Annotated in this window: 22 protein-coding genes; 13 read left to right on the forward strand and 9 right to left on the reverse strand. The window is 62.7% G+C overall.

Annotated features, from left to right (window positions below):
- The first annotated feature begins 53 nt into the window (after positions 1–53).
- Positions 54–500: a hypothetical protein gene (locus tag AB4Y81_RS15855; protein ID WP_079582400.1), complete on the forward strand. Its 447-nt coding sequence runs from the start codon at positions 54–56 to the stop codon at positions 498–500.
- Position 501: 1 nt separating this feature from the next.
- Here the strand turns inward: AB4Y81_RS15855 and AB4Y81_RS15860 are convergent, their stop codons facing one another.
- Together AB4Y81_RS15860 and AB4Y81_RS15865 are read right to left on the reverse strand one after the other, a co-directional pair.
- Positions 502–858, reverse strand: a complete 357-nt coding sequence (locus AB4Y81_RS15860) for a nuclear transport factor 2 family protein (RefSeq protein WP_441996240.1) — start codon at positions 856–858, stop codon at positions 502–504.
- A 135-nt stretch (positions 859–993) separates the two neighbouring features.
- Positions 994–1,506: a hypothetical protein gene (locus AB4Y81_RS15865; protein WP_394524763.1), complete on the reverse strand. Its 513-nt coding sequence runs from the start codon at positions 1,504–1,506 to the stop codon at positions 994–996.
- Between the two features lie 261 nt (positions 1,507–1,767).
- On the opposite strand from AB4Y81_RS15865, the gene AB4Y81_RS15870 reads away from it, so the two are divergent.
- Together AB4Y81_RS15870 and AB4Y81_RS15875 are read left to right on the forward strand one after the other, a co-directional pair.
- Positions 1,768–2,976 (forward strand): aspartate transaminase, encoded by a 1,209-nt coding sequence (locus AB4Y81_RS15870; RefSeq protein WP_441996241.1) that lies wholly within the window; start codon positions 1,768–1,770, stop codon positions 2,974–2,976.
- A gap of 13 nt (positions 2,977–2,989) precedes the next feature.
- Positions 2,990–3,664 (forward strand): 4-carboxy-4-hydroxy-2-oxoadipate aldolase/oxaloacetate decarboxylase, encoded by a 675-nt coding sequence (locus AB4Y81_RS15875; RefSeq protein WP_018779817.1) that lies wholly within the window; start codon positions 2,990–2,992, stop codon positions 3,662–3,664.
- A 240-nt stretch (positions 3,665–3,904) separates the two neighbouring features.
- On the opposite strand, the gene AB4Y81_RS15880 is transcribed toward AB4Y81_RS15875, so the two are convergent.
- Together AB4Y81_RS15880 and AB4Y81_RS15885 are read right to left on the reverse strand one after the other, a co-directional pair.
- The gene (locus AB4Y81_RS15880) at positions 3,905–4,126 is read right to left on the reverse strand and encodes a hypothetical protein (RefSeq protein ID WP_018779818.1); all 222 of its coding nucleotides are present in this window, start codon (positions 4,124–4,126) and stop codon (positions 3,905–3,907) included.
- Positions 4,127–4,250: 124 nt separating this feature from the next.
- Positions 4,251–5,195, reverse strand: a complete 945-nt coding sequence (locus tag AB4Y81_RS15885) for a LysR substrate-binding domain-containing protein (protein ID WP_210078178.1) — start codon at positions 5,193–5,195, stop codon at positions 4,251–4,253.
- Between the two features lie 264 nt (positions 5,196–5,459).
- Here AB4Y81_RS15885 and AB4Y81_RS15890 point away from each other — a divergent pair, with 264 nt between their 5' ends.
- The 5 genes from AB4Y81_RS15890 (at position 5,460) to AB4Y81_RS15910 (ending at position 10,223) form a co-directional block, all read left to right on the forward strand.
- On the forward strand, positions 5,460–6,248 hold the full coding sequence (locus AB4Y81_RS15890) for a LamB/YcsF family protein (RefSeq protein ID WP_441996242.1): 789 nt from the start codon (positions 5,460–5,462) through the stop codon (positions 6,246–6,248).
- 1 nt (position 6,249) lies between these two features.
- Positions 6,250–6,987: a 5-oxoprolinase subunit B family protein gene (locus AB4Y81_RS15895; RefSeq protein WP_422757654.1), complete on the forward strand. Its 738-nt coding sequence runs from the start codon at positions 6,250–6,252 to the stop codon at positions 6,985–6,987.
- Positions 6,984–7,997: a biotin-dependent carboxyltransferase family protein gene (locus AB4Y81_RS15900; protein WP_441996243.1), complete on the forward strand. Its 1,014-nt coding sequence runs from the start codon at positions 6,984–6,986 to the stop codon at positions 7,995–7,997. Before AB4Y81_RS15895 ends, AB4Y81_RS15900 begins: the two co-directional genes overlap by 4 nt.
- A gap of 54 nt (positions 7,998–8,051) precedes the next feature.
- The gene (locus AB4Y81_RS15905) at positions 8,052–9,392 is read left to right on the forward strand and encodes an MFS transporter (RefSeq protein WP_018779823.1); all 1,341 of its coding nucleotides are present in this window, start codon (positions 8,052–8,054) and stop codon (positions 9,390–9,392) included.
- 81 nt (positions 9,393–9,473) lie between these two features.
- Positions 9,474–10,223, forward strand: coding sequence for an SDR family oxidoreductase (locus AB4Y81_RS15910; protein ID WP_039243328.1), 750 nt, complete (start codon positions 9,474–9,476; stop codon positions 10,221–10,223).
- A 122-nt stretch (positions 10,224–10,345) separates the two neighbouring features.
- Here the strand turns inward: AB4Y81_RS15910 and AB4Y81_RS15915 are convergent, their stop codons facing one another.
- From AB4Y81_RS15915 to purB, 4 genes are all read right to left on the reverse strand, one after another.
- The gene (locus AB4Y81_RS15915) at positions 10,346–10,780 is read right to left on the reverse strand and encodes an acyl-CoA thioesterase (protein WP_018779825.1); all 435 of its coding nucleotides are present in this window, start codon (positions 10,778–10,780) and stop codon (positions 10,346–10,348) included.
- 61 nt (positions 10,781–10,841) lie between these two features.
- The gene (locus AB4Y81_RS15920) at positions 10,842–11,345 is read right to left on the reverse strand and encodes a GNAT family N-acetyltransferase (RefSeq protein WP_018779826.1); all 504 of its coding nucleotides are present in this window, start codon (positions 11,343–11,345) and stop codon (positions 10,842–10,844) included.
- Positions 11,346–11,464: 119 nt separating this feature from the next.
- The gene (locus tag AB4Y81_RS15925; RefSeq protein ID WP_064723444.1) at positions 11,465–12,121 is read right to left on the reverse strand and encodes a histidine phosphatase family protein; all 657 of its coding nucleotides are present in this window, start codon (positions 12,119–12,121) and stop codon (positions 11,465–11,467) included.
- A 224-nt stretch (positions 12,122–12,345) separates the two neighbouring features.
- Entirely contained in the window at positions 12,346–13,752 is a 1,407-nt protein-coding gene (purB, locus tag AB4Y81_RS15930) for an adenylosuccinate lyase (RefSeq protein ID WP_413306463.1), read from the reverse strand.
- A 263-nt stretch (positions 13,753–14,015) separates the two neighbouring features.
- On the opposite strand from purB, the gene AB4Y81_RS15935 reads away from it, so the two are divergent.
- On the forward strand, positions 14,016–14,231 hold the full coding sequence (locus tag AB4Y81_RS15935) for a hypothetical protein (RefSeq protein WP_231375288.1): 216 nt from the start codon (positions 14,016–14,018) through the stop codon (positions 14,229–14,231).
- A complete protein-coding gene (locus AB4Y81_RS15940) occupies positions 14,231–15,577 on the forward strand; it encodes a hypothetical protein (RefSeq protein ID WP_018779830.1) in 1,347 nt (448 codons plus the stop codon). Before AB4Y81_RS15935 ends, AB4Y81_RS15940 begins: the two co-directional genes overlap by 1 nt.
- A gap of 3 nt (positions 15,578–15,580) precedes the next feature.
- Here the strand turns inward: AB4Y81_RS15940 and AB4Y81_RS15945 are convergent, their stop codons facing one another.
- Positions 15,581–16,009, reverse strand: coding sequence for a phage holin family protein (locus AB4Y81_RS15945; RefSeq protein WP_018779831.1), 429 nt, complete (start codon positions 16,007–16,009; stop codon positions 15,581–15,583).
- A gap of 89 nt (positions 16,010–16,098) precedes the next feature.
- Here AB4Y81_RS15945 and AB4Y81_RS15950 point away from each other — a divergent pair, with 89 nt between their 5' ends.
- The 3 genes from AB4Y81_RS15950 (at position 16,099) to AB4Y81_RS15960 (ending at position 19,541) form a co-directional block, all read left to right on the forward strand.
- Positions 16,099–17,217 (forward strand): histidinol-phosphate transaminase, encoded by a 1,119-nt coding sequence (locus AB4Y81_RS15950; protein ID WP_026267454.1) that lies wholly within the window; start codon positions 16,099–16,101, stop codon positions 17,215–17,217.
- A gap of 150 nt (positions 17,218–17,367) precedes the next feature.
- Complete coding sequence (gene pdhA, locus AB4Y81_RS15955; protein ID WP_026267455.1) at positions 17,368–18,561, forward strand: pyruvate dehydrogenase (acetyl-transferring) E1 component subunit alpha; 1,194 nt, start codon at positions 17,368–17,370, stop codon at positions 18,559–18,561.
- Positions 18,561–19,541, forward strand: coding sequence for an alpha-ketoacid dehydrogenase subunit beta (locus AB4Y81_RS15960; RefSeq protein ID WP_018779834.1), 981 nt, complete (start codon positions 18,561–18,563; stop codon positions 19,539–19,541). Before pdhA ends, AB4Y81_RS15960 begins: the two co-directional genes overlap by 1 nt.
- The last annotated feature ends 16 nt before the right edge of the window (positions 19,542–19,557 follow it).

Below are 19,557 nucleotides of genomic sequence, written 5' to 3' on the forward strand. Positions count from 1 at the left end.
ACCAGAGGGGGTGGGCTAGGCTGGACGGCACGGGAGCCTGAGTGGGCAGAGCCATGAAACGCCGTGTCGTCGCTACAGTTGCCGTTGTTGCCGCGTTGGGGCTGGCCGGTTGTTCGTCGCCAACAGGTCCGGACGTCCTGGCCAGGGAAGCGACGGCGGAGGACCAGCTTCCGGAGCCCGTGAGCCTCACCGGAGTGGATCTTGAGGTCGAGCCGGGGTCGGCCCGTTTGTTGGCTACCCATGATGACGTGAAGTACTACGGGGCCAAGAGCAAGACAGGCGGATCCGCTTGCCTGTATGCGGTGCCGGTCGGACTCCCGGAGCGATGGAGGGCAGGCTGCGCGGCGGTTGCCACAGGTGAGGAGATCCTCACCCTCACTGTGTTTGACGGTTCACAAGCGAAGCTCATCAACGATGACGTCGACGCCGGCCAAGCGAAGTACCAGGGCTGGAGCCAGATCCAAGAGAATGTGCTGATCCGCCCCGCTGACCGATCCTGAGCTACTTGCGCGCCATGTACCACTCGGTGAATTCACGGGCGCGGCCGTCGTCGGCGAAACGGATCACCCAAAGGTTGTCATAGGTAGGCTCACCGTTGAGGTATGTGGTCACGCCTTGGACGAAAGCGGTATCGCCGTCCTGCCCCAGGAGTGTCCATTCGAACTTCCAGTCCTCAGGCTTGTCGCCTGCCTCGGACCACGCTTTGACGATCTCTTCGTGGCTATTCCACGGTTTCTCCGTGTTGGGTTTGTCGAAGTAGGTGGCGTCCTCGGTGAAGAGGGCCCGGATGTCGTCAGGCTCGTTCGAGGTCCATGCGCGTTCGTACCGGTCCATCCAGGAGTTCACGTCGTTGGTCATGTACCCGTTCTACCCTCCGCTGGGGTTGGGTTCAACGGGTGCCCAGCCGGGGACGGCAGGCGGGGACGACAGCCGGGGACGGCCAGGCGGGGACGACAGCCGGGGACGGCAGGCGGGGAGGGCCAGCCGGGCGTACTAGGCCGGGCGTGCGATTCCCCGGGTTGCCCGGCGGATATGGTCCGGAGTGAGCCCTGTCAGTGACGCGAGTTCCAGATCATCACAAACGTGACTTCGGAGTGCCATCACAATCAGGGCTTCCCGCCGCTCCGTGATCTGTTCGCGGTGCCTCTCGGCCGCACGAAGCTCACGGCTTTTGGTCTTTAACGCAGCCAACTGGGCTTGCCGGGGAAGTCCGCTCAGATGGAGATCGTCATAAGCCAAAGCGATGGTTCGGACGGTGCGGAGATTCTCGCCAGTCGCTGCGGAAATGGTCGCGAACCCCAACCCGTCTTCCATGGCTTGCGCAATCAACTCGTTCCTGGCGGCGGTGAGGTTGCGGATAGCGCTGGAAGCATGGCTCAGGAGTTGCCGGTGCAGGGCCAGTGCGTGCACGAGTTTGGCGCGTTCCACGTGAGTTGGAGCCTCGGTTCGTGGTGCACGGGCGCGGTATGAGTACCGGGCTGTGGTTGACCGGGTATGGGTTGGCATGGGCTACCTTTCGGTCACGGAACGGGCGCTGCGTGGACACTTCCAACCCTTCGAATCTAGGCGGAGTCCAGCAAGCCGCGGAAATACCAATACCGCGTGAACCCATAAGCAAAGTGCATGGGTGTGGTGCCGCCTTCGGTCATAAGAGTCCCTTATAGATCCACGCACATTAGGTCTTATCCAGAGCCCCCTTTCAGTCCTTAGTCTCGAAAAAGGGATCCGCGAATCCGCGCGTCCCGGGTTCACATTCCTGGAGGAGACATGTCCGAGTTCCTGCCGGCGTCGAGGGTCAGCCGCATCAAGGCCTCAGCCAGCGTCGCCGCTGCCGCCCGCGTCCGCGAACTGAAAGCCGAAGGCGTCCAAATCATCGACCTCACGGTCGGCGAGCCGGATTTCGACACCCCTGACCACATCAAGGCCGCCGCCATCAAGGCAATTAACGCCGGCGAGACGAAGTACACGTCGGTCACTGGCACCCCTGAGCTGCAGGCCGCCATCCTGAACAAGATCGAGCGGGACGCCGGACATCGCTATGACGCCAAGCAGCTCACCATCGGTGGCGGAGCGAAGCAGGTCCTGTACGTGGCACTGATGGCATCGCTCAACCAGGGCGACGAAGTGATCGTCCCAGCGCCCTACTGGGTTTCCTACCCGGACATGGTCCTGGCCAATGACGGCACTCCGGTGATTGTCCCGTGCGGCGAGGATACGGGCTTCAAGCTCACACCGGCCGCACTGGAGGCGGCCATCACCCCCAAAACCAAGTGGCTCATCCTCAACGCTCCGTCCAACCCGACCGGGGCCGTCTACACGCGTGAGGAACTGCAGGAGCTCGGGGATGTCCTCGGGAAGAATCCGCACGTCTTCATCCTCACCGACGAGATCTACGACGAAGTCCACTTCGGCGACGGCCGCGTGACCAGCCTGGTCACAGCCGTCCCGGCGCTCAAGGACCGCGTCCTGTTGGTCAACGGAGTTTCCAAGGCCTATGCCATGACCGGTTGGCGGCTCGGCTACGGAGTGGGTCCAGTACCCCTGATTGCGGCCATGAACAAACTGCAGTCGCAGACGTCGTCGTGCCCGTCGTCCATCAGCCAGGCCGCAGCAGTCGCGGCGCTGAACGGTGACCAGTCCTTCGTCCGTGACTCGGTGGAGGTCTACCGCAAACGCCGGGACGCCGCCGTCGAGGGCCTCAACGCCATCAACGGCCTGTCCGTTGCGCCGGCCGAAGGCGCCTTCTACGCGTACGTGAATTGCTCAGGCGTAATCGGCAAAACCGCGCCCGACGGCAAGGTCATCGAGAACGACCAGGACTTCACGCTCTACCTGTTGGACGCCGCACGCGTGGCCGTCATCCAGGGTTCGGCCTACGGCTTGGGCCCTTACTTCCGGATCTCCTTCGCCACCTCGCTGGAGACCATCAACGCCGGTGTGGACTCGATCCGCGATGCCGTCAACGCCCTCAACTAGAAAGATCCAGACAATGATCCACGTCAAGACCAAGTTCGAGCGCCCCGACGCCGATGTCGTCAGCCGCCTCGCCAAGTTTTCCTCTGCCACCATCCACGAAGCACAGGGCCGCCGCGGCGCGCTGAGCTCCAGGATCAAGCCGATCGACCGTTCCATGTCCTTCTGCGGCCCGGCCGTCACTGTCGCCTGCGCACCACAGGACAACCTCATGCTCCAGGTAGCCATCCACTATGCCCAGGCCGGCGATGTGGTCCTGGTCGGCGCGCAGGAAATGGCCGAGGCCGGCACGTTCGGCGATGTCCTGGGCAACGCGATGAAAGCCAAGGGAATCGCTGCCATGGTCACCGATTCCGGCGTGCGGGACACCCAAGACTTGATTGAACTCGGCCTTCCCGTGTTCTCCGGCAGCGTCAGTATCAAGGGCACCGTCAAGGAAACCCTCGGCCCGATCAACCACCCCATCGTCTTCGGCGACGAAATCATCTACCCGGGCGACATCCTCCGCGGCGACGCTGACGGCGTTGTGGTGGTCCGCCGCGAAGAGGCCGAGGAAGTCATTGCGCTGTCCCAAGCACGCGATGACCACGAGCGCGAACTCATCAAGCTCTACCATGACGGCGGCAACACCATTGAGCTCTGCGGACTGACGGAGAAGCTCAAGGAGAAGGGCCTCCTGGTAGAGGACTGATCTTCCGCGAAGGGGCCGGTCGCGCGTCTGTGGCGTTGCGGCCGGCCCTTTGGTGTGCCTGTTTACGGCACGAGCGGTTGCGGCAAGTCTGGTTTGTGGCACGAACGGCCGCGGGCATGAAAAAGGCGCCCTTGCCGGGGGCAGGGCGCCTTGGTGCGGTCGAGTTAAGCGGTCCGGTGCAGCGGCGGTGGAAGTACGACGGCGGGTGGCCGGGTCTGGCGGCTGCCCTGCGGCCGCCGCTCAGTCGAGACCGGAGTGGCCGGGGCGGGTATCCACCAGATGCCACTCGATGCTGTTTCCGGAGTGTGCGGGCATCAGGCTGCCTTCGAAGACAAACAATGGTTCACCGATGCCACCGATGGGACGCCAAAAACCATTCCGCGGGCAGTGGAATCCGGTTCGTGCGCTGATCGTTCCACGGGTTGGATTCGAAACCCATCCGGTCGTGCTGATCTTTTTCACCGTTTTTTCCTTTGAACGTGCCCGCGGTGTCCGTGAGCTGTTTTCGAATTCCTTGCTGATTCGATATTAGGAAATTAAAACGGTCTTGAATAAGACCAAAGCCGTCTGTCCGGATAAGGCTTTGTTATGGATGGGCCGGCAGTTGCACGGGGTCGGTTCCGTACTTCCTGATCAGTTGCTGGTGCAGCATTTCCTTGACCACCATGAGCACGGCTGAGGCTGCCTCGGACAGCGGCTCGTGGTCGGGAGTGCAGAGGGCGATCTTGCTCTGCAGCCCCGGTTCGACGATCCGCAACACCTTGAAGTCCTGGTCCGGGAAGAGGGCATCCGCGGCCGACTTGGGCAACACAGTGCCACCCAGGTTGGCCCGGATCAGGCGGGTCAATGACGGTACCGACTCGACTTCGCCCACCAATTTGAGGGGCAGGTCCTGTTCGGCGAGACCCTTCTCGATGATCTGGCGGAGGGTGTGGTTCTTCTCCGGAAGGAAGAGTCCCACCTTGCTGGCTTCCGCAAGTGTGACCGTATCCTCGCCGTGGTTCACGACCAGGTCCGGATGGACCACCAAGTGCAGGTCTTCCACGATCATGGTGGTGAATTGCACGCCGCGGATCTTTCCGGGCTCGTAGATGAGTGCCATGTCCAGGCGGCCGTTCTTGATGGCCTCGCTCAACACGCCGCCGAAAATCTCGGTCAAGTGCACCACGATATCCGGATAGCGCCGGCTGACTTCGCTGATGATCTGCGGCGTCAGGCTGGAGGCCATGCTGTAGGGCGCAATCGCGATGGAAACCCGGCCGGAGGGTGCTGCGCCGGAGGTGGCGACGTCTTGCCGCGCCTGCTCCACCAGCCGGAGGATCGACTGCGCGTGCCGGTAGAGGGTGTGTCCCGCCGCGGTGGGCTCAACGCCTTGTTTGCTGCGGATTAGGAGGCGCTGCTTGAGGTCGTTTTCCAGTGCCGATACCTGTTGGCTCAGGGCGGGCTGTGCCACGTGGAGCGCCGCAGCAGCCTTGGTAATGCTGCCGGAGTCAACGATCTGCACGAAGTATGAGAGCTTGCGCGTATCCATTGGTCTGCCTTCCTCGAGGGCCACGTCCCCGGGTGGCATGCGTTAGGGAAATTCTATCCGGGACCAGTGGGACCCAAGCCACAGTACAGGGTGGTGCAGGTCATAACGGAGAGCTATTACGGGATAACTATTAGGTCTTTGTGCCGCGTGGTTGACCGGTGCGAGACTTTTGGAAAGAACATCCGGCAACGGAGGGGAATCCTGAAATCACCCGCCGTTTCCTTGGAATTCAATTCCACGGCATAACCACGAAAAGAGAACCACGTGAACCCGATAATTGATCTTGTAGCGGATCTCGGAGAGGGATTTGGCGCCTACAACATTGGCGACGATTCCGAACTCCTTGAGATCGTCTCAAGCGCCAATATCGCATGCGGGTTCCATGCCGGCGATCCGGACATTATGGCCGCGACTGTTGGCGAATGCGTGCGACGCGGAGTTGGAATCGGGGCCCATCCGGGTTTCCCGGACCTGCGGGGTTTCGGTCGGCGCGACATGGGCCTTTCGGCCGGTGAAGTTCAGAACGACGTCGTGTACCAAGTGGGCGCGCTGAATGGCTTCGCCGCATTCCACGGCACCAAGGTCACGCACTTGGCACCCCACGGCCGGCTCGGCAACCTCGTTGCCGTCCGGGCCGATTACGCCCAAGCCGTGGCCGAGGCAGCGGCCCGCGTGGACAACGAACTCGTGGTGGTGGCCCAGGAAGGCGAACTGGCTGTGGCTGCACGCGCCGCCGGGCTGGACGTGGCAATTGTCGGCATCGTTGACCGCGCCTACCAGGAAGACGGGACACTGGTTCCCCGGAGCCAACCCGGTGCTGTGCTGCATGATCCCGCCGACATCGTGGAGCGGACGCTCCGCATGGTGGTTGACGGCAAGATTCGCTGCGCCAACGGCGCTGACATGGACATCGACGTCGACACAGTCCTCCTCCACGGGGACAACCCCGGCGCTGTCGGACTGGCCCGCCTGATCCGTTCCGAGCTCATCTCCGCCGGTGTTCGCATCGCCCCGCTGGCCGAGGTCATGGACGCCAGGAAGAAGGCGGCCTGACATGACCGTCCTGACAGTGGCCCCCACCGAGATTTACGAGTCAGGTGACTCCGCACTGCGTGTCGTGGCCATCTCGCAAGCAAACGAAGACAACTGGCTCACAGTTCACCGCTTGGCCGACTGGCTGGAAAGCTGCGGCGCCGAAGGTCTCTACGGTGCCGTTCCCACCTACGACTCCGTCCTGGTGGAATTCGATCCCATCCTGGTTTCGGCCCGCCAAGTGCGCGCCTTCGTCAAGCTGGGGCTGCTGGAGCTCGGCCATGCAGCCGAGGGAGCGCAGGCGCCCCGTGAATTCGATGTCCCCGTGGTCTACGGTGGCGAATTCGGTCCGGACCTGGAACTCGTTGCGGAGCATCAAGGCATTTCAACCGGAGAAGTCATTCGGCTCCACACTGAAAAGACCTACACCGTACGATGCCTGGGCGCTCCCGCAGGTTCTCCCATGATGGACGGTCCCGCGTTCCCCAGGCCTGTACCCCGTTTGAAGGATCCCCGGCTCAGCGTCCCGGCAGGTGCGGTGTCCGTTGCCGGACGCCAGGCAGTCATCGCTCCGGCCGCTGCTCCGGGTGGCTGGTGCGTGATTGGCCAGACACCGCTTTCCGTGCTGAACATCCGCAAGGAACCGTTGGTCCCGTACAAGCCCGGCGACATTTTGCGGTTCCGGCAGATCCGCAGCGAAGACTTCAACGACTTCGTTGGCCGGGAATTGGAACCGCTGGAATTGGAACGCCTGCCATGAGCGGCCGGATCCTGATCCAGCAGCCGGGAAACTCCGTGGTGACGGACCTCGGCAGGACCCGGGGCCCCCGCTTCGGACTTCCCGTGAACGGCGCCCTCGACCAGTATTCAGCGCGCGCCGCCAATATCCTGGCCGGAAATTCTGACAACGATCCCCTGGTGGAGATCACGGCCCTCGACTTTCGGATGACCGCGAACACAGATGTCCTGATCGCTGTGACCGGCGCGCCCCTTACCCTGACCGTCGGCGGACGAGCATGCAGCCAGTGGGAACCCGTTTCGGTGCGTGCGGGCGAATCCGTGTCCATCCGCGGGATCCACCGCGGACTCCGTGCCTACCTGGCCGTCCACGGCTCCATTGAGGCCGAGACATTGCTTGGCAGCGCCGCCCCGGACACCGTCGTGGGCTTCGGACGCCAGCTCAAGGAAGGAACCGCGCTCGTCACCCGTCGGAGCGTGACACCTGTACGCCAGCCGTACTTCGACCTTCCCCTTTTCCGGCTCGGCCTCGAAAGGCCGGGCATGGGTTCAGACTTGTTGGTCGACGTGACCGACGGGCCGGACGTCGCCGAGTTCGGCGGATCCGGTGAACTGCTCTTCACCTCCGAGTACGCCGTCAGCGGCCGCAGCAACCACATAGGCCTGCGGCTTGGCGGAGAACTTCCGGAAAGAACCTCAAGCGGTGAGGTCCTTTCCCGCGGCGTGCCAGTGGGCGCCGTCGAGGTTCCCTCAAGGGAAGAGCTGCTGGTACTGCACCGGGGACGCGGCGTCACCGCCGGATATCCCGTCCTTGCAGTGGTTACCAGCACCGGACTGGATGTCCTGGCCCAAGCGAGGCCAGGGGACAAAGTCCGTTTTCGGAAAACCACAGTGGCAGAAGCAACTGCCGCCCACAGGCGCTCGCGGGCTCAGCTTGAGACCCTCCGCGAATCCGTCCACACCGTCTTCGGACTCCTCGGCATTGGATGCCGTCCCCAGTGGCAGGACCTACCAGTTGCGGCATGCAGCTAAAACCCTGTCGTCAACCAGTAGGCGTTGCTACGCTCATCCCAGTAAGGAAAAGTCATGACCGCAAGCACCAATGCTGCTCCAGTGCAGCATGAGCGGCTCACGGGCCGCCAAACCCGCAAGGTTGTCACCGCAGGGTGCGTTGGCATCTTCGTGGAACTGTACGACAACGGCATTTTCGCCTTTATGGCAGGGACTCTGGCCCTGGTCTTCCTGGCGCCCGGCAACCCGGACAACGCCCTGCTCTTCGTTTTCGCCGGGTACGCGGTCTCCTTCTTTGTCCGTCCGCTCGGCGCAGTGGTCTGCGGCTACCTTGGCGACCGGATCGGCAGGCAGAAACTACTGGTCTTTGTCATCCTCCTGATCAGCGTCGCCACCGCCGGTATCGGCCTGCTTCCCCCTTACGCAGCAATCGGTGTTGCAGCTCCCATCCTGCTGGTTCTCCTGCGGCTCCTGCAGGGCTTCTCCGTTGGTGGCGAAGCTGCCGGCGCCATGACGTTCCTCGCTGAACACGCCCCTGAAGGCAAGCGCGGCGTCATCACTTCCTACGCGCAGATTGCCTCTTTCGCAGCGCTGCTCACCGGTACTTTGGTGGCCTACTCCATGTCGCCGTGGCTCACCCAGGCAGCGATCGACGGCGGCGGCTTCGGTGCGTTCGCCTGGCGCATCCCGTTCCTTGTCGCCATCCCCATGGGCATCATCGGTTGGTACATCCGCAAGGCCATCAGCGACACCCCGAACTTCGAGAAGCTCAAGGAAGAGGGCGGCCTCTCCAAGAACCCCCTCAAGGAAGCCTTCCAGTCCAAAGAACACCGCCGTGCCATGCTCCTGGCCCTCTTCATCCCGCTGATGAACGGCTCCGGCTACTACGTTCTCTTCTCCTACATGCCGACGTTCCTCAAGGGCAAGCAGCTGAACTTCACCATCGGTGAGGCACTCCTCGTCACCGCCTGCAGCCTGGTGGTCATCTGCATCGCCATCCCGTTCATGGGCGCCTTGTCCGACCGCATTGGCCGCAAGAAGGTCATCGCTGGTTCCGCGATCGCCATGGCTGTCCTCGGCATTCCGTCCTACGCCCTCATCGCCACCGGCGAAATGGGCCTGGCCATCCTCGGCGCCTGCATCATGGCCATCGTCTTCGCCGGGCACACCGCAGTCATCCATATCCTGATCGTCGAGCTGTTCCCCACCCGCGTCCGCTACTCGGCTTACGGTCTCGGCTACAACATCTCCTCGGCATTGTTCGGCGGCACTGCCCCGCTGCTCATGACCTGGCTGATCGGCAGCACCGGCAACATCTACATGCCTGCTTTCTACGCAGTCATCACCGCCCTGGGCACGCTGATCGCGGTCAGCACGGTCAAGGACCGAGCCCACGAACCGCTCCGCGACGCCTAGCCACCACCTAGCGGCTGTGCGCCGGGCCTTACCGGTCCGGCGCACAGCGGCCCACCGATTCCCCACCTTCTGGAGGACACCATGTCTTTTTCCGACTACACCACCGCCCTCGTCACCGGAGCGTCAACCGGGATGGGTGCCGCCATCGCGGAGCGCCTCGCCAAGCGCGGCCTGACAGTCCACGCCGTCGCCCGCAACGAGGAACGCCTCGCCGAACTGGCCGACCGCACCGGAGCCATCCCGCACGTAGTCGACCTGACCGACACGGCCGCGCTGGCCGCCGTCGTCGGTGACCTCAAGGTGGATGTCCTGGTGAACTGCGCCGGTGTTTCCCGACCGGGCAACATCCTGGATTCCTCCGAGGAAGACATTGACGAGCTTGTGGACGTGAACCTTCGCGGCCTGCTGCAGCTCACCCGGCTGGTGCTGCCGGGCATGGTGGAGCGCGATCTTGGCCATGTCATCAACATCAGCTCGATCGCTGGTCTGTACAACTTCTACGGGCACACGGTCTATCACGCCACCAAGGCCGCCGTGCACCAGATTTCCCGCCAGCTCCGGAACGACACCGTGGGCAAGCGCATCCGCGTCACCGAAATCTGCCCCGGCCGCGTGGAGACCGAGATCTTCGGCCGCAACCTCGGTGGCACGCCCGAGGCCATGGAAGAAGCCTGGCAGACCTACTACGAGGGCTACGAGTCGCTGACCACGGACGACATCGTCAATGCGCTGGACTACGCCATCGAAACGCCCCGCCACGTCAACGTAGGCATGCTCGAACTCATGCCGACGTTCCAGGTGCCCGGCGGGCTGACGTTCGACCGGCGCTAAAGCGCCCCACAGGTTCCGGCGGCACTCACTCCCGTCGCCGGAAATACAAGCTGGCGGCCGCGTATTCGCGGCCGCCAGCACCCGTTTTACTGCAGTTTGAAGGCTGCACGACGGCGGGTGGTTCAGTCTTCGTCGAGCGTCTCGGTCAGGTGGTGGGTGGGGATCCGGTCGCGGTCGTACGTGATTTCCGTGTAACCGTGGGGCTGGGGACGCCCGTCAGCTCCGAGGTTGACGAACACGATCTCCTCGATGGTCAGGATGGCCTGCCGCGTGATCATGTTCCGGACCTCGGCCCGCATGGTCAAGGACGTGCGGCCGAAGTGCTTGGCCGTCAGCCCCATCTCGATGAGGTCGCCCTGGACTGCGGAGCTCACGAAGTTGATCTCCGAGATGTACTTGGTGACGGCCCTGCCGTTGCCGAGTTGAAGGATGGCGTAGATCGCGGCCTCTTCATCGATCCACTTCAGCAGGCTACCGCCGAAGAGCGTGCCGTTGGCGTTAAGGTCCTCGGGCCGAACCCATTTACGGGTCCGAAAGGTGATGTCTGCTTTTTCCATAATCCGAGATTATCGAACCGGCGCAACTCCATGCTGGATGTTGCGCCGGAGTCCGTCCCGCTTAGGCCATTGCTGTGTGTGAAGCACTGTGGGAGTCCAGGCGCTTGGAATAGCAATATGACTCGTTGACGCCCACATAGGGACCAAAGTTGGGCACGGCCGCAAAGCCCGCGCTTTCGTAGAAGCTGCGGCCGTCCGACTGGGCTGAACCTGCCTCGGCTGCGATCACCGTGAATCCGTGTGAATGTGCCTGGGCTTCGAGCGCGGCAAGGATTGAGCTCGCCACTCCCGAGCCACGGGCATACGGAACCACGTAGAGCCTCTTTACCTCTGCCGTGTTCTCGTCCAGCATCCTCAGGCCTCCACAGCCGAGCGGTTGGCCGGAACACTTCTCGTAAGCCACCACAAAGACTGCGGTATCGGCTTCCGACGGGGGAGGCCCGGGTTCGTGGTCAGTGCTTCCGAAACGTGAATCCAGTTCTGCCTGCTGCGCGGCTCGAAGGTCGGCACCTACGGGGTTGGCCCACGTGACCTGCCGGATGTTGAGCCGTGGGTTGGTCTGCATTTATGCCTCAATTCGCCGGGTTTCGGGGAGGTGTCTATGCGACTTAAGCCTAGGTAGCCGGGGTTACCGTGGTGTTTCCTGCGCGTAAGCGTCGGGAGAAATACTGCCCGTCTCCAGCGTTACAGTGCCTCGCCTGTGGGATCCTCGGAGGTTTGGTCCGTCAGTGCCATGCCGCCAACGGGGATCTGGTCCCAGTGCAGGACTCGCCAACCGCTTGCCGGGTCACCTTCGAGGGCCACAATTCCGGTGTTGGGCAACTGGTGCGTTCGGGCGAACACTGCGTCGATATCTGAAGCCCTGCGGCCGGCCCAGCAACGGATTGCTGCTCCGTGGCTGACAATCACCGCGGTCTGATGCCCGGCGGCCGCCACTTCCTCCACGGAGGCGTCGAAGCGGGCGAAGAAGTCGTGCCCCGCGAACGCCCCGGGCATGCGTACGTCCAAGTCGCCGTCGGTCCAGGCGAATACCGTGCTCATGTAGCGCATGTGCGACTCGTGATCGGTCTTCTTTTCCAGGCTGCCGGCTTCGATCTCGTGGACGCCGTCCAGGATGGTTGGCTGCAGCCCGGTGGCCTTGACCAGCGGCAAAACAGTGCGTTGGGTGCGTAGCAAAGTAGAAGTGTAGAGGGCGTCGATGGCTTCGTCTGCCAGTGCTTCAGGAAGGGCGGCCGCTTGGCGCTCTCCGAGTGGCGTCAGGCCCGGGCCGGGGAAGGCTGTATCCAACTGGCCCGCAACATTGCCCGGGGTTTGTCCGTGCCTGATCAACAGGAGCTTCATGGTGCCCCGCTCCTTACATCGTTTCGTCTGGCCGGCGTTCCATCCGGGCTTTGCGTCCTGCGTACTGTGCCGCAGCCCGGTTGGTTCCAGCCAATCAGTCGCGAAGGCCCGGAAAGGACCCGACACGCCGTGTCGCCCCAAGGGTCAGCGGCAGGTTAAACCACGACGGCGGGCCAAGGCTCCCAGCCCCGCCCGCCGCCGTCGAACGCTGTGCGTTGCTTTGGCTACTTCAGGTGGTCCACGAGCTTGTCAGCGATGCCCGTGTACTTGCCCGGCGTCAGGGCGAGCAGACGTGCTTCAGCCTCAGAGGAGAGGCCCAGGCCCTGAACGAACTCCTGCATGCGGGCACCGTCCACCCGCTGGCCGCGCGTGAGGTCCTTGAGCCGTTCGTAGGGGTTTTCCATGCCTTCGACTCCGGCGATGGCTTCGGCGCGCATGACCATCTGGATGGCTTCGCCCAGGACTTCCCAGTTGGTGTCGAGGTCGCCGGCCAGGACTTCCTCGGCTACATCGAGGGCCTTGAGACCCTTGGCGACGTTGGAAATCGCAAGCAGCGAGTGGCCGAACGCGACGCCGATGTTGCGCTGCGAAGAGGAATCCGTGAGGTCACGCTGCCAGCGGGACGTGACCAGTGTTGCGCCCAGGGTGTCCAGGAGACCGTTGGAGATTTCCAGGTTGGCTTCGGCGTTCTCGAAGCGGATCGGGTTTACCTTGTGCGGCATGGTGGATGAACCAGTGGCTCCGGCCACCGGGATCTGGCGGAAGTAGCCGATGGAGATGTAGCTCCAGATGTCCGTGCACACGTTGTGCAGGATGCGGTTGAAGCGTGCGATATCGGCGTACAGCTCGGCCTGCCAGTCGTGGCTTTCGATCTGCGTGGTGAGCGGGTTCCACGTGAGGCCCAGCCCTTCCACGAAAGACTTGGCGACAGCTTCCCAGTCAGCGCTCGGCACAGATGCGACATGGGCGGCGTAAGTGCCGGTGGCGCCGTTGATCTTGCCCAGGAATTCGGTCTTGGCGATGCGTGCGAGCTGGCGGTTGAGGCGATGTGCAATGACCGCCAGTTCCTTGCCGAGAGTGGTGGGCGTGGCCGGTTGGCCGTGCGTGCGGGAGAGCATGGGCACGGAGCGGTTTTCCTCGGCCATGGCCTCGATCTGCTTTACCAAGGCCGTGGCATTGGGAAGCCAGACATCTTCAACAGCACCCTTGATTCCCACAGCGTAGGAGAGGTTGTTGATGTCCTCGGAGGTGCAGCCGAAGTGAACCATGGCGGTCAGGTTTTCGATGCCGATGGCGGGCAGCCGGCGGCCGATATAGTACTCGACAGCCTTCACGTCGTGGATGGTAACGGCTTCGATCTCTGCGAGCTCGGCGACGGACGACGCGTCGAATTCGGTGACGATGGCCCGCAGCTGGGCAATCTGGGAGTCGGAGAGCGGACCGGCGCCCGGAAGAACAGACTGGCTGGTCAGGTGGATGAGCCACTCGACTTCGACGTGCACGCGATCGCGGTTCAGCGCGGCCTCGGACAGGTAGTCCACGAGGGGTGCGACGGCGGCACGGTAGCGGCCGTCAAGGGCGCCAAGAGCCAGAGGTTCGGAAGCGAGGGACACACGAGGGGATTCAGCCATGGTGCCTATTCTTTCATGCCCGGCGCGGAGGCCGGCGTCGATGACGGGGCTATGTGGACGACCCGTCAGGTTATCCACATACGCGACGTCGATACTTCCGTCGGCCTCTGCCCGTCCGTAGCGTTTTGGCTACCGATCAGCAGAACGACCACTGGAGTACAACCCACATGAGCCTCGGCGTGATGCCTGCAGCCAATCCACCCGCTTTCGATCCTTCGGAATGTGCTTCCCGGAGCCACGAAGTTCAACGGCTTGCATGGCGAATGAAGACCTGCGTCGACCAGGCAGATACCGTCCTTGCCTCCCTGCGGAAGATTCAGCTGGAGGAATGGCAGTCCCCGGCGGGCCGTGAGTACCGGACCACGATCGCCATCCATGCTTCTGCCCTTATGCGGGCGCGGGAGAACTTGGACGGCGCCGCCGCGGTAGTGCTGAGGCACTCACAGAACGTCTCCCTCCAGAGCGGGAGGGGATACTGATGGCCGATGCGGCTCCGGTGGGTGCCGGCGCGGCGCCCACGCCTTCTCCGCCGAAACCCGACGGAATCCTTGGCATCCGCGGAGGAGTTGGCGGGATCTCTTTCCAACTGGAAGAACTTGTGAGGGGGGCCGACCGGCTCGATGACATTGTTGGGCAGCTAATGAGCATCGAGGAAGAGGCCCGTCGCGTTCAGGATGCACTCACGCCGTATCTCTCCGACTCCTATGACTCGGGCTGTCTTGCCATCGATGCCGTGGCCGAAAGCAGGAAAGACATAGGACGCCTGCGTCAGGACCTGTGCGACGTCAGCGCAAGCGTGCGGGCCAGTCACCGGGACTACGCAACGACGGAGGCACTGAACACCCGGCTCCATCTCCTTGGGCCAGGGGCAATGATGTTCCCGGACCCGGGCCACTTCCTCAGACCGGGACGTGACCTTACTGAGGACATCCTCAACCTGGTGATCACCCCGGGTCTCGAAGCAGAGCCGGTGGTGGGGCTGGTGCTCGGTTCACCGTTGCTGGCAGCGTTCCAACCCCGTCCCGTCAGCGTGGCGAAGGTCAGCGAAAGCGTGGAAGATGTGCAGCCTTCCATGGCCGAAAGTCTCCGGCGTCTCGAGAAGGTCTATGCCAGGAACGACGGCGAGATTGAGGTGATCGAGTTTGATAACGACGGTTCGTCCTCATGGATGGTCCTGATACCCGGCACACAGCCCCATACGCCCTCAACCAACCCTCTGGACATCCAGGGAATCGGCGAAGCAGTCGGCTATGGCTCCGAGGAGGTCATCCCCGCAGTCGCGCAGGCCCTGCATGAAGCAGGGGCTGGAGCCGGGGATCAGGTGGTGGCAGTCGGGCATAGCCAGGGCGGTGTGCACGCCATGAACCTTGGCCGGGACAAGGCGTTCCTCAGTGAGTTCGACCTCAAATTCGTGCTTACTGCCGGCGCTCCTGTTGGAGGCATAGTTCCCGAGCCCGGCATCAACTCCCTGCATCTGGAACACGTGCAGGATTGGGTTCCCGGAACGGACGGGCACATGAACCCTGACACGAAGGAACGGGTGACAGTGACGCTGACGGACCACGTCCAGACTCCCGAAGGGGAAGATCCGGGCCTGGGCCCCGGGCACGATCAGGAGAATTATGCGAAAGGAGCAGAGCTGGTCAGCGCGAGCGGAGATCCTTCGTTGCTTGCATCCACTGCGGCGTTCGCAGGAGTCGTGGGCGTTGGCGGCGCGGCGAAGATTACCCGGTTCAAGCTCACCCGGGATCCGCGGACAGATCGTAGGGGCAGTCTGACGGTACCTGCCCTTCCCGAATCACGGTCCACGGCCGGAGCGCGATGATTCCTACCGCTTACGGGTACCAGGGATGAGCCCGGCCACCATGGAGATGATGCTGATGATGATCGACGCCAGGATGGCTGTCCAGAAGAAGGAATCCAAAGTCAGGTGTACGGGGGTGAAAGTGCTGAGCCACGCAGTGAGGTACAGCATCGCCGCGTTGATGACGATGGTGAACAGGCCCAGGGTCAGGATGGTCACGGGAAGCGAAAGAAGCCTCACCAAGGGACGCACGAAGGCGTTGACCACTCCAAAAATGAGCCCAATGAACAAATACGCCAAAATTATGCCCACCGTGTCAGCGCCCTGCGTCAGTCCCGCATTGGCGGCCGCTGACTCCGTGGCGCTGGTTGTGATGTCCATGCCTTGCAACAGCCAGGTTGCAACCCACAGGGCGAGCCCGTTGATGAGGACGCGGATGATGAATGAACCCATGGCCCCATGCTTTCACACTCACCTGTGCCGTGGCTGGGCGGTTTCTCCGTCACTCCGGCCGTGCGAGGGGTGCAAGTAGGCTTGAAGCCATGACTACTACTGACAACGCACCGGAGGGCGTACTCCCTCGACCGGTCGTGGACAGGCTTCCCAAATACGCTGCCGGTAAACCACCAGCAGCAATTGAAGGCCTCACCAGCTATAAATTGTCGTCCAACGAGAATCCGCTGCCTCCGGTTCCTGCAGTGTTGCAGGCGATTGCGGACCAGACTGACATCAACCGCTACCCCGATCCGCTGGCAACGAAGCTTCGGACCGCCCTTGCAGGCTTTCTGGACGTCCCGGCTGACGATGTCGTCACCGGTGCCGGCAGCCTCGGAGCGCTGAACCAAATCCTTGCGACGTTCGCCGGGCAGAACGACGACGGCAAGGCAGACGAGGTGATCTACGCGTGGCGTTCCTTCGAGGCGTACCCCATCTGCGTAGGCCTGGCGGGCGCTGCCAGTGTTCAGATTCCTCTTCTGGCGGACGGCCGGCACGATCTCGACACCATGGCTGCGGCAGTTACCGTACGTACCAAGGTGATTCTGTTGTGCACGCCCAACAACCCCACCGGGCCGATTCTGACCGCCGAGGAAACTGAGCGCTTTATTCAGTCAGTACCCCCGAATGTGGTGGTGGTTATCGACGAGGCCTACCAGGAATTCGTCCGGGACCCCCAGGCCGTTGACGGCATCAAGCTCTACCGCAAGTACCCCAATGTGGTGGTTTTGCGAACCTTCTCAAAGGCACATGGGCTCGCTGGCTTGCGCGTTGGATACAGCGTGTCCGGCCCGGCGCTTACCCAACACCTCCGGGTCACCGCAACGCCGTTTGCGGTTTCACAAATTGCGGAAAGGGCAGCCGTAACCTCGATTGAGAATTTCGACCAGGTTGTGGAAAGGGTACAAAGCCTCGTCGATGAACGGGACCGCGTGACGGCCGGGCTTCGGGAGTTGGGCTGGTTCATTCCGGAGGCCCAAGGCAACTTCATATGGTTGAATCTGGGCGAGAACAGCGCCGAATTTGCGGCCCTGGCGGCAGAGCAGGCATTGTCCGTTCGCGCCTTCGCCAATGAGGGCGTCCGTGTCAGCATCGGAGAGGTGGAGGCCAACACGCGTTTCCTGAATCTCTGTGCAGGTTATACAAAGGCGCCGCAAGGTTCCTAGCGGTTAACAAATGCGCCAACCGAACTTACTGCCGATAAAGTAAGGGACGAAAGCCAAAAATATGCCCGTTCCGGAATGCATTCCGGAACGGGCATATATCCCAGCGACAGAATTGCCCGGCAACCTGCCACGGCAAAGCAAGGAGACGGAATGGGCTCGACACAACTGCCCCCCGGGACGGAAGAATCTCTCGCGGCGACAACCGCGTTAGCAGCCGCACCAGGCGAACCTACGGAAATGGTGCAGTTGCTCGGACCCGACGGGGCGCTGGGTTCGGACCCGATCTTCTCGGACTACGCCAAGCGGATCGACCCCGAGAAACTCCGGGTGTTCTACACCGACATGGCCAGGATCCGTCGCTTTGACCAGGAAGCCACCGCGCTCCAGCGCCAGGGCGAACTCGCCTTGTGGGTTCCCTTGACGGGCCAGGAAGCCGCCCAGATCGGTTCCGGGCACGCAAGCCAGCCGCAGGACTACATATTCCCCACGTACCGGGAGCACGGAGTTGCGTTGGTCCGGAACGTGGACCTCGCAGAGCTGCTGAAGCAGTTCCGTGGAGTATCGAACGGCGGATGGGATCCCCGCGAGAACAACTTCCACCTGTACACGCTGGTACTCGCTGCCCAGACACTCCACGCTGTCGGCTACGCCATGGGCATCCAGCGGGACCAGAAGGCTGCTGCTGCCACGGAATCGTCTGACCCCAAAGCCGCAGTCATCGCCTACTTCGGAGATGGCGCCAGCTCAGAGGGCGACGTTCACGAGTCCATGGTTTTCGCGGCGTCTTACAACGCGCCCGTGGTGTTCTTCTGCCAGAACAACCACTGGGCCATCTCAGTGCCGACCGAAGTCCAGACCAAGGTTCCGCTGGCCAACCGTGCCAAGGGTTACGGGTTCCCGGGTATCCGGGTGGACGGCAACGACGTCATCGCGGTCCACGCCGTCACGGAGTGGGCCCTGGAACATGCCCGCGAGGGCCGCGGGCCGGTCCTGATCGAGGCTTACACCTACCGGGTTGGTGCCCACACCACGGCTGATGATCCCACCAAGTACAGGGAGTCGGCCGAAGAGGCTGCCTGGCGCGAGAAGGATCCGCTGGACCGCCTGGAAAAGTACCTTCGGGCCGAAGGACTCGCCGACGAGGCGTTCTTCGAGCAGGTCAAGGCCGACGGCGACGAACTTGCCAAGTACGTACGCAGCACCACCCACGGGCTGGAAGTCCCCGACATCCGCGACGCGTTCGCCAGCGTCTACGCCGAGCAACATCCGCTGATTGCAGAGGAATTGGCCTGGTTCGAGGAGTACTCTGCCGGCTTTGAAAGCGACCAGGAGGCAGCCAACTGATGGCAACAATGACCATTGCCAAGGCCATCAACGAAGGTCTCCGTGCAACTCTGACGGGAAACCCCAAATCACTCTTGATGGGTGAAGACATCGGACATCTCGGTGGTGTCTACCGGGTCACTGACGGCCTCATCAAGGAATTCGGTGACGACCGCGTCCTGGATACGCCGCTGGCGGAGTCCGGGATCGTGGGTACTGCGATCGGCTTGGCCCTTCGCGGATATTCGCCCGTTTGCGAGATCCAGTTCGACGGCTTCGTGTACCCGGCCTTCAACCAGATCACCACGCAGCTGGCAAAGATCCATGCCCGGAGCTTGGGCAAGCTCACTGTTCCCGTTGTCATCCGCATTCCCTACGGCGGAGGTATCGGTTCCATTGAGCACCACTCCGAGTCGCCGGAGGCTTTGTTCGCACACACCGCGGGCCTGCGCATCATCACCCCTTCCAACGCCCACGACGCCTACTGGATGATCCAGAAAGCCGTCGAGTGCCAGGATCCCGTGATCTTCTTCGAGCCCAAGCGCCGTTACTGGCTCAAGGGTGAGGTTGATGTCCAGAACCCGGGTCTTTCCGCGGACCCGTTCAAGGCGCACGTTGTCCGGGAGGGCTCCGACGCCACCATCGTCGCGTACGGCCCGCTGGTACCGGTGGCGTTGGCAGCTGCAAACGCTGCCGTCGAGGACGGACGGAGTATCGAGGTCATCGATCTCCGTTCCATCTCACCCTTGGACTTTGACACCGTGGAAGCTTCCGTCAAAAAGACCGGCAGGCTGATCGTTGCGCACGAGGCCCCGACCTTTGGCGGCATCGGTGGTGAGATCGCGGCCCGCATCAGCGAGCGGGCGTTCCTGCACCTCGAAGCCCCGGTCATACGTGTGGGCGGTTTCCACATGCCCTACCCGGTTGCAAAGGTGGAAGAGGATTACCTGCCGGACATCGACAAGATCCTCGAAGCCCTAGACCGCTCCCTGGCCTACTAACCCGTCTGATCCTGCC

Source organism: Paenarthrobacter sp. TAF1, assembly GCF_052113825.1.
Classification (GTDB): Bacteria; Actinomycetota; Actinomycetes; order Actinomycetales; family Micrococcaceae; genus Arthrobacter; species Arthrobacter nicotinovorans.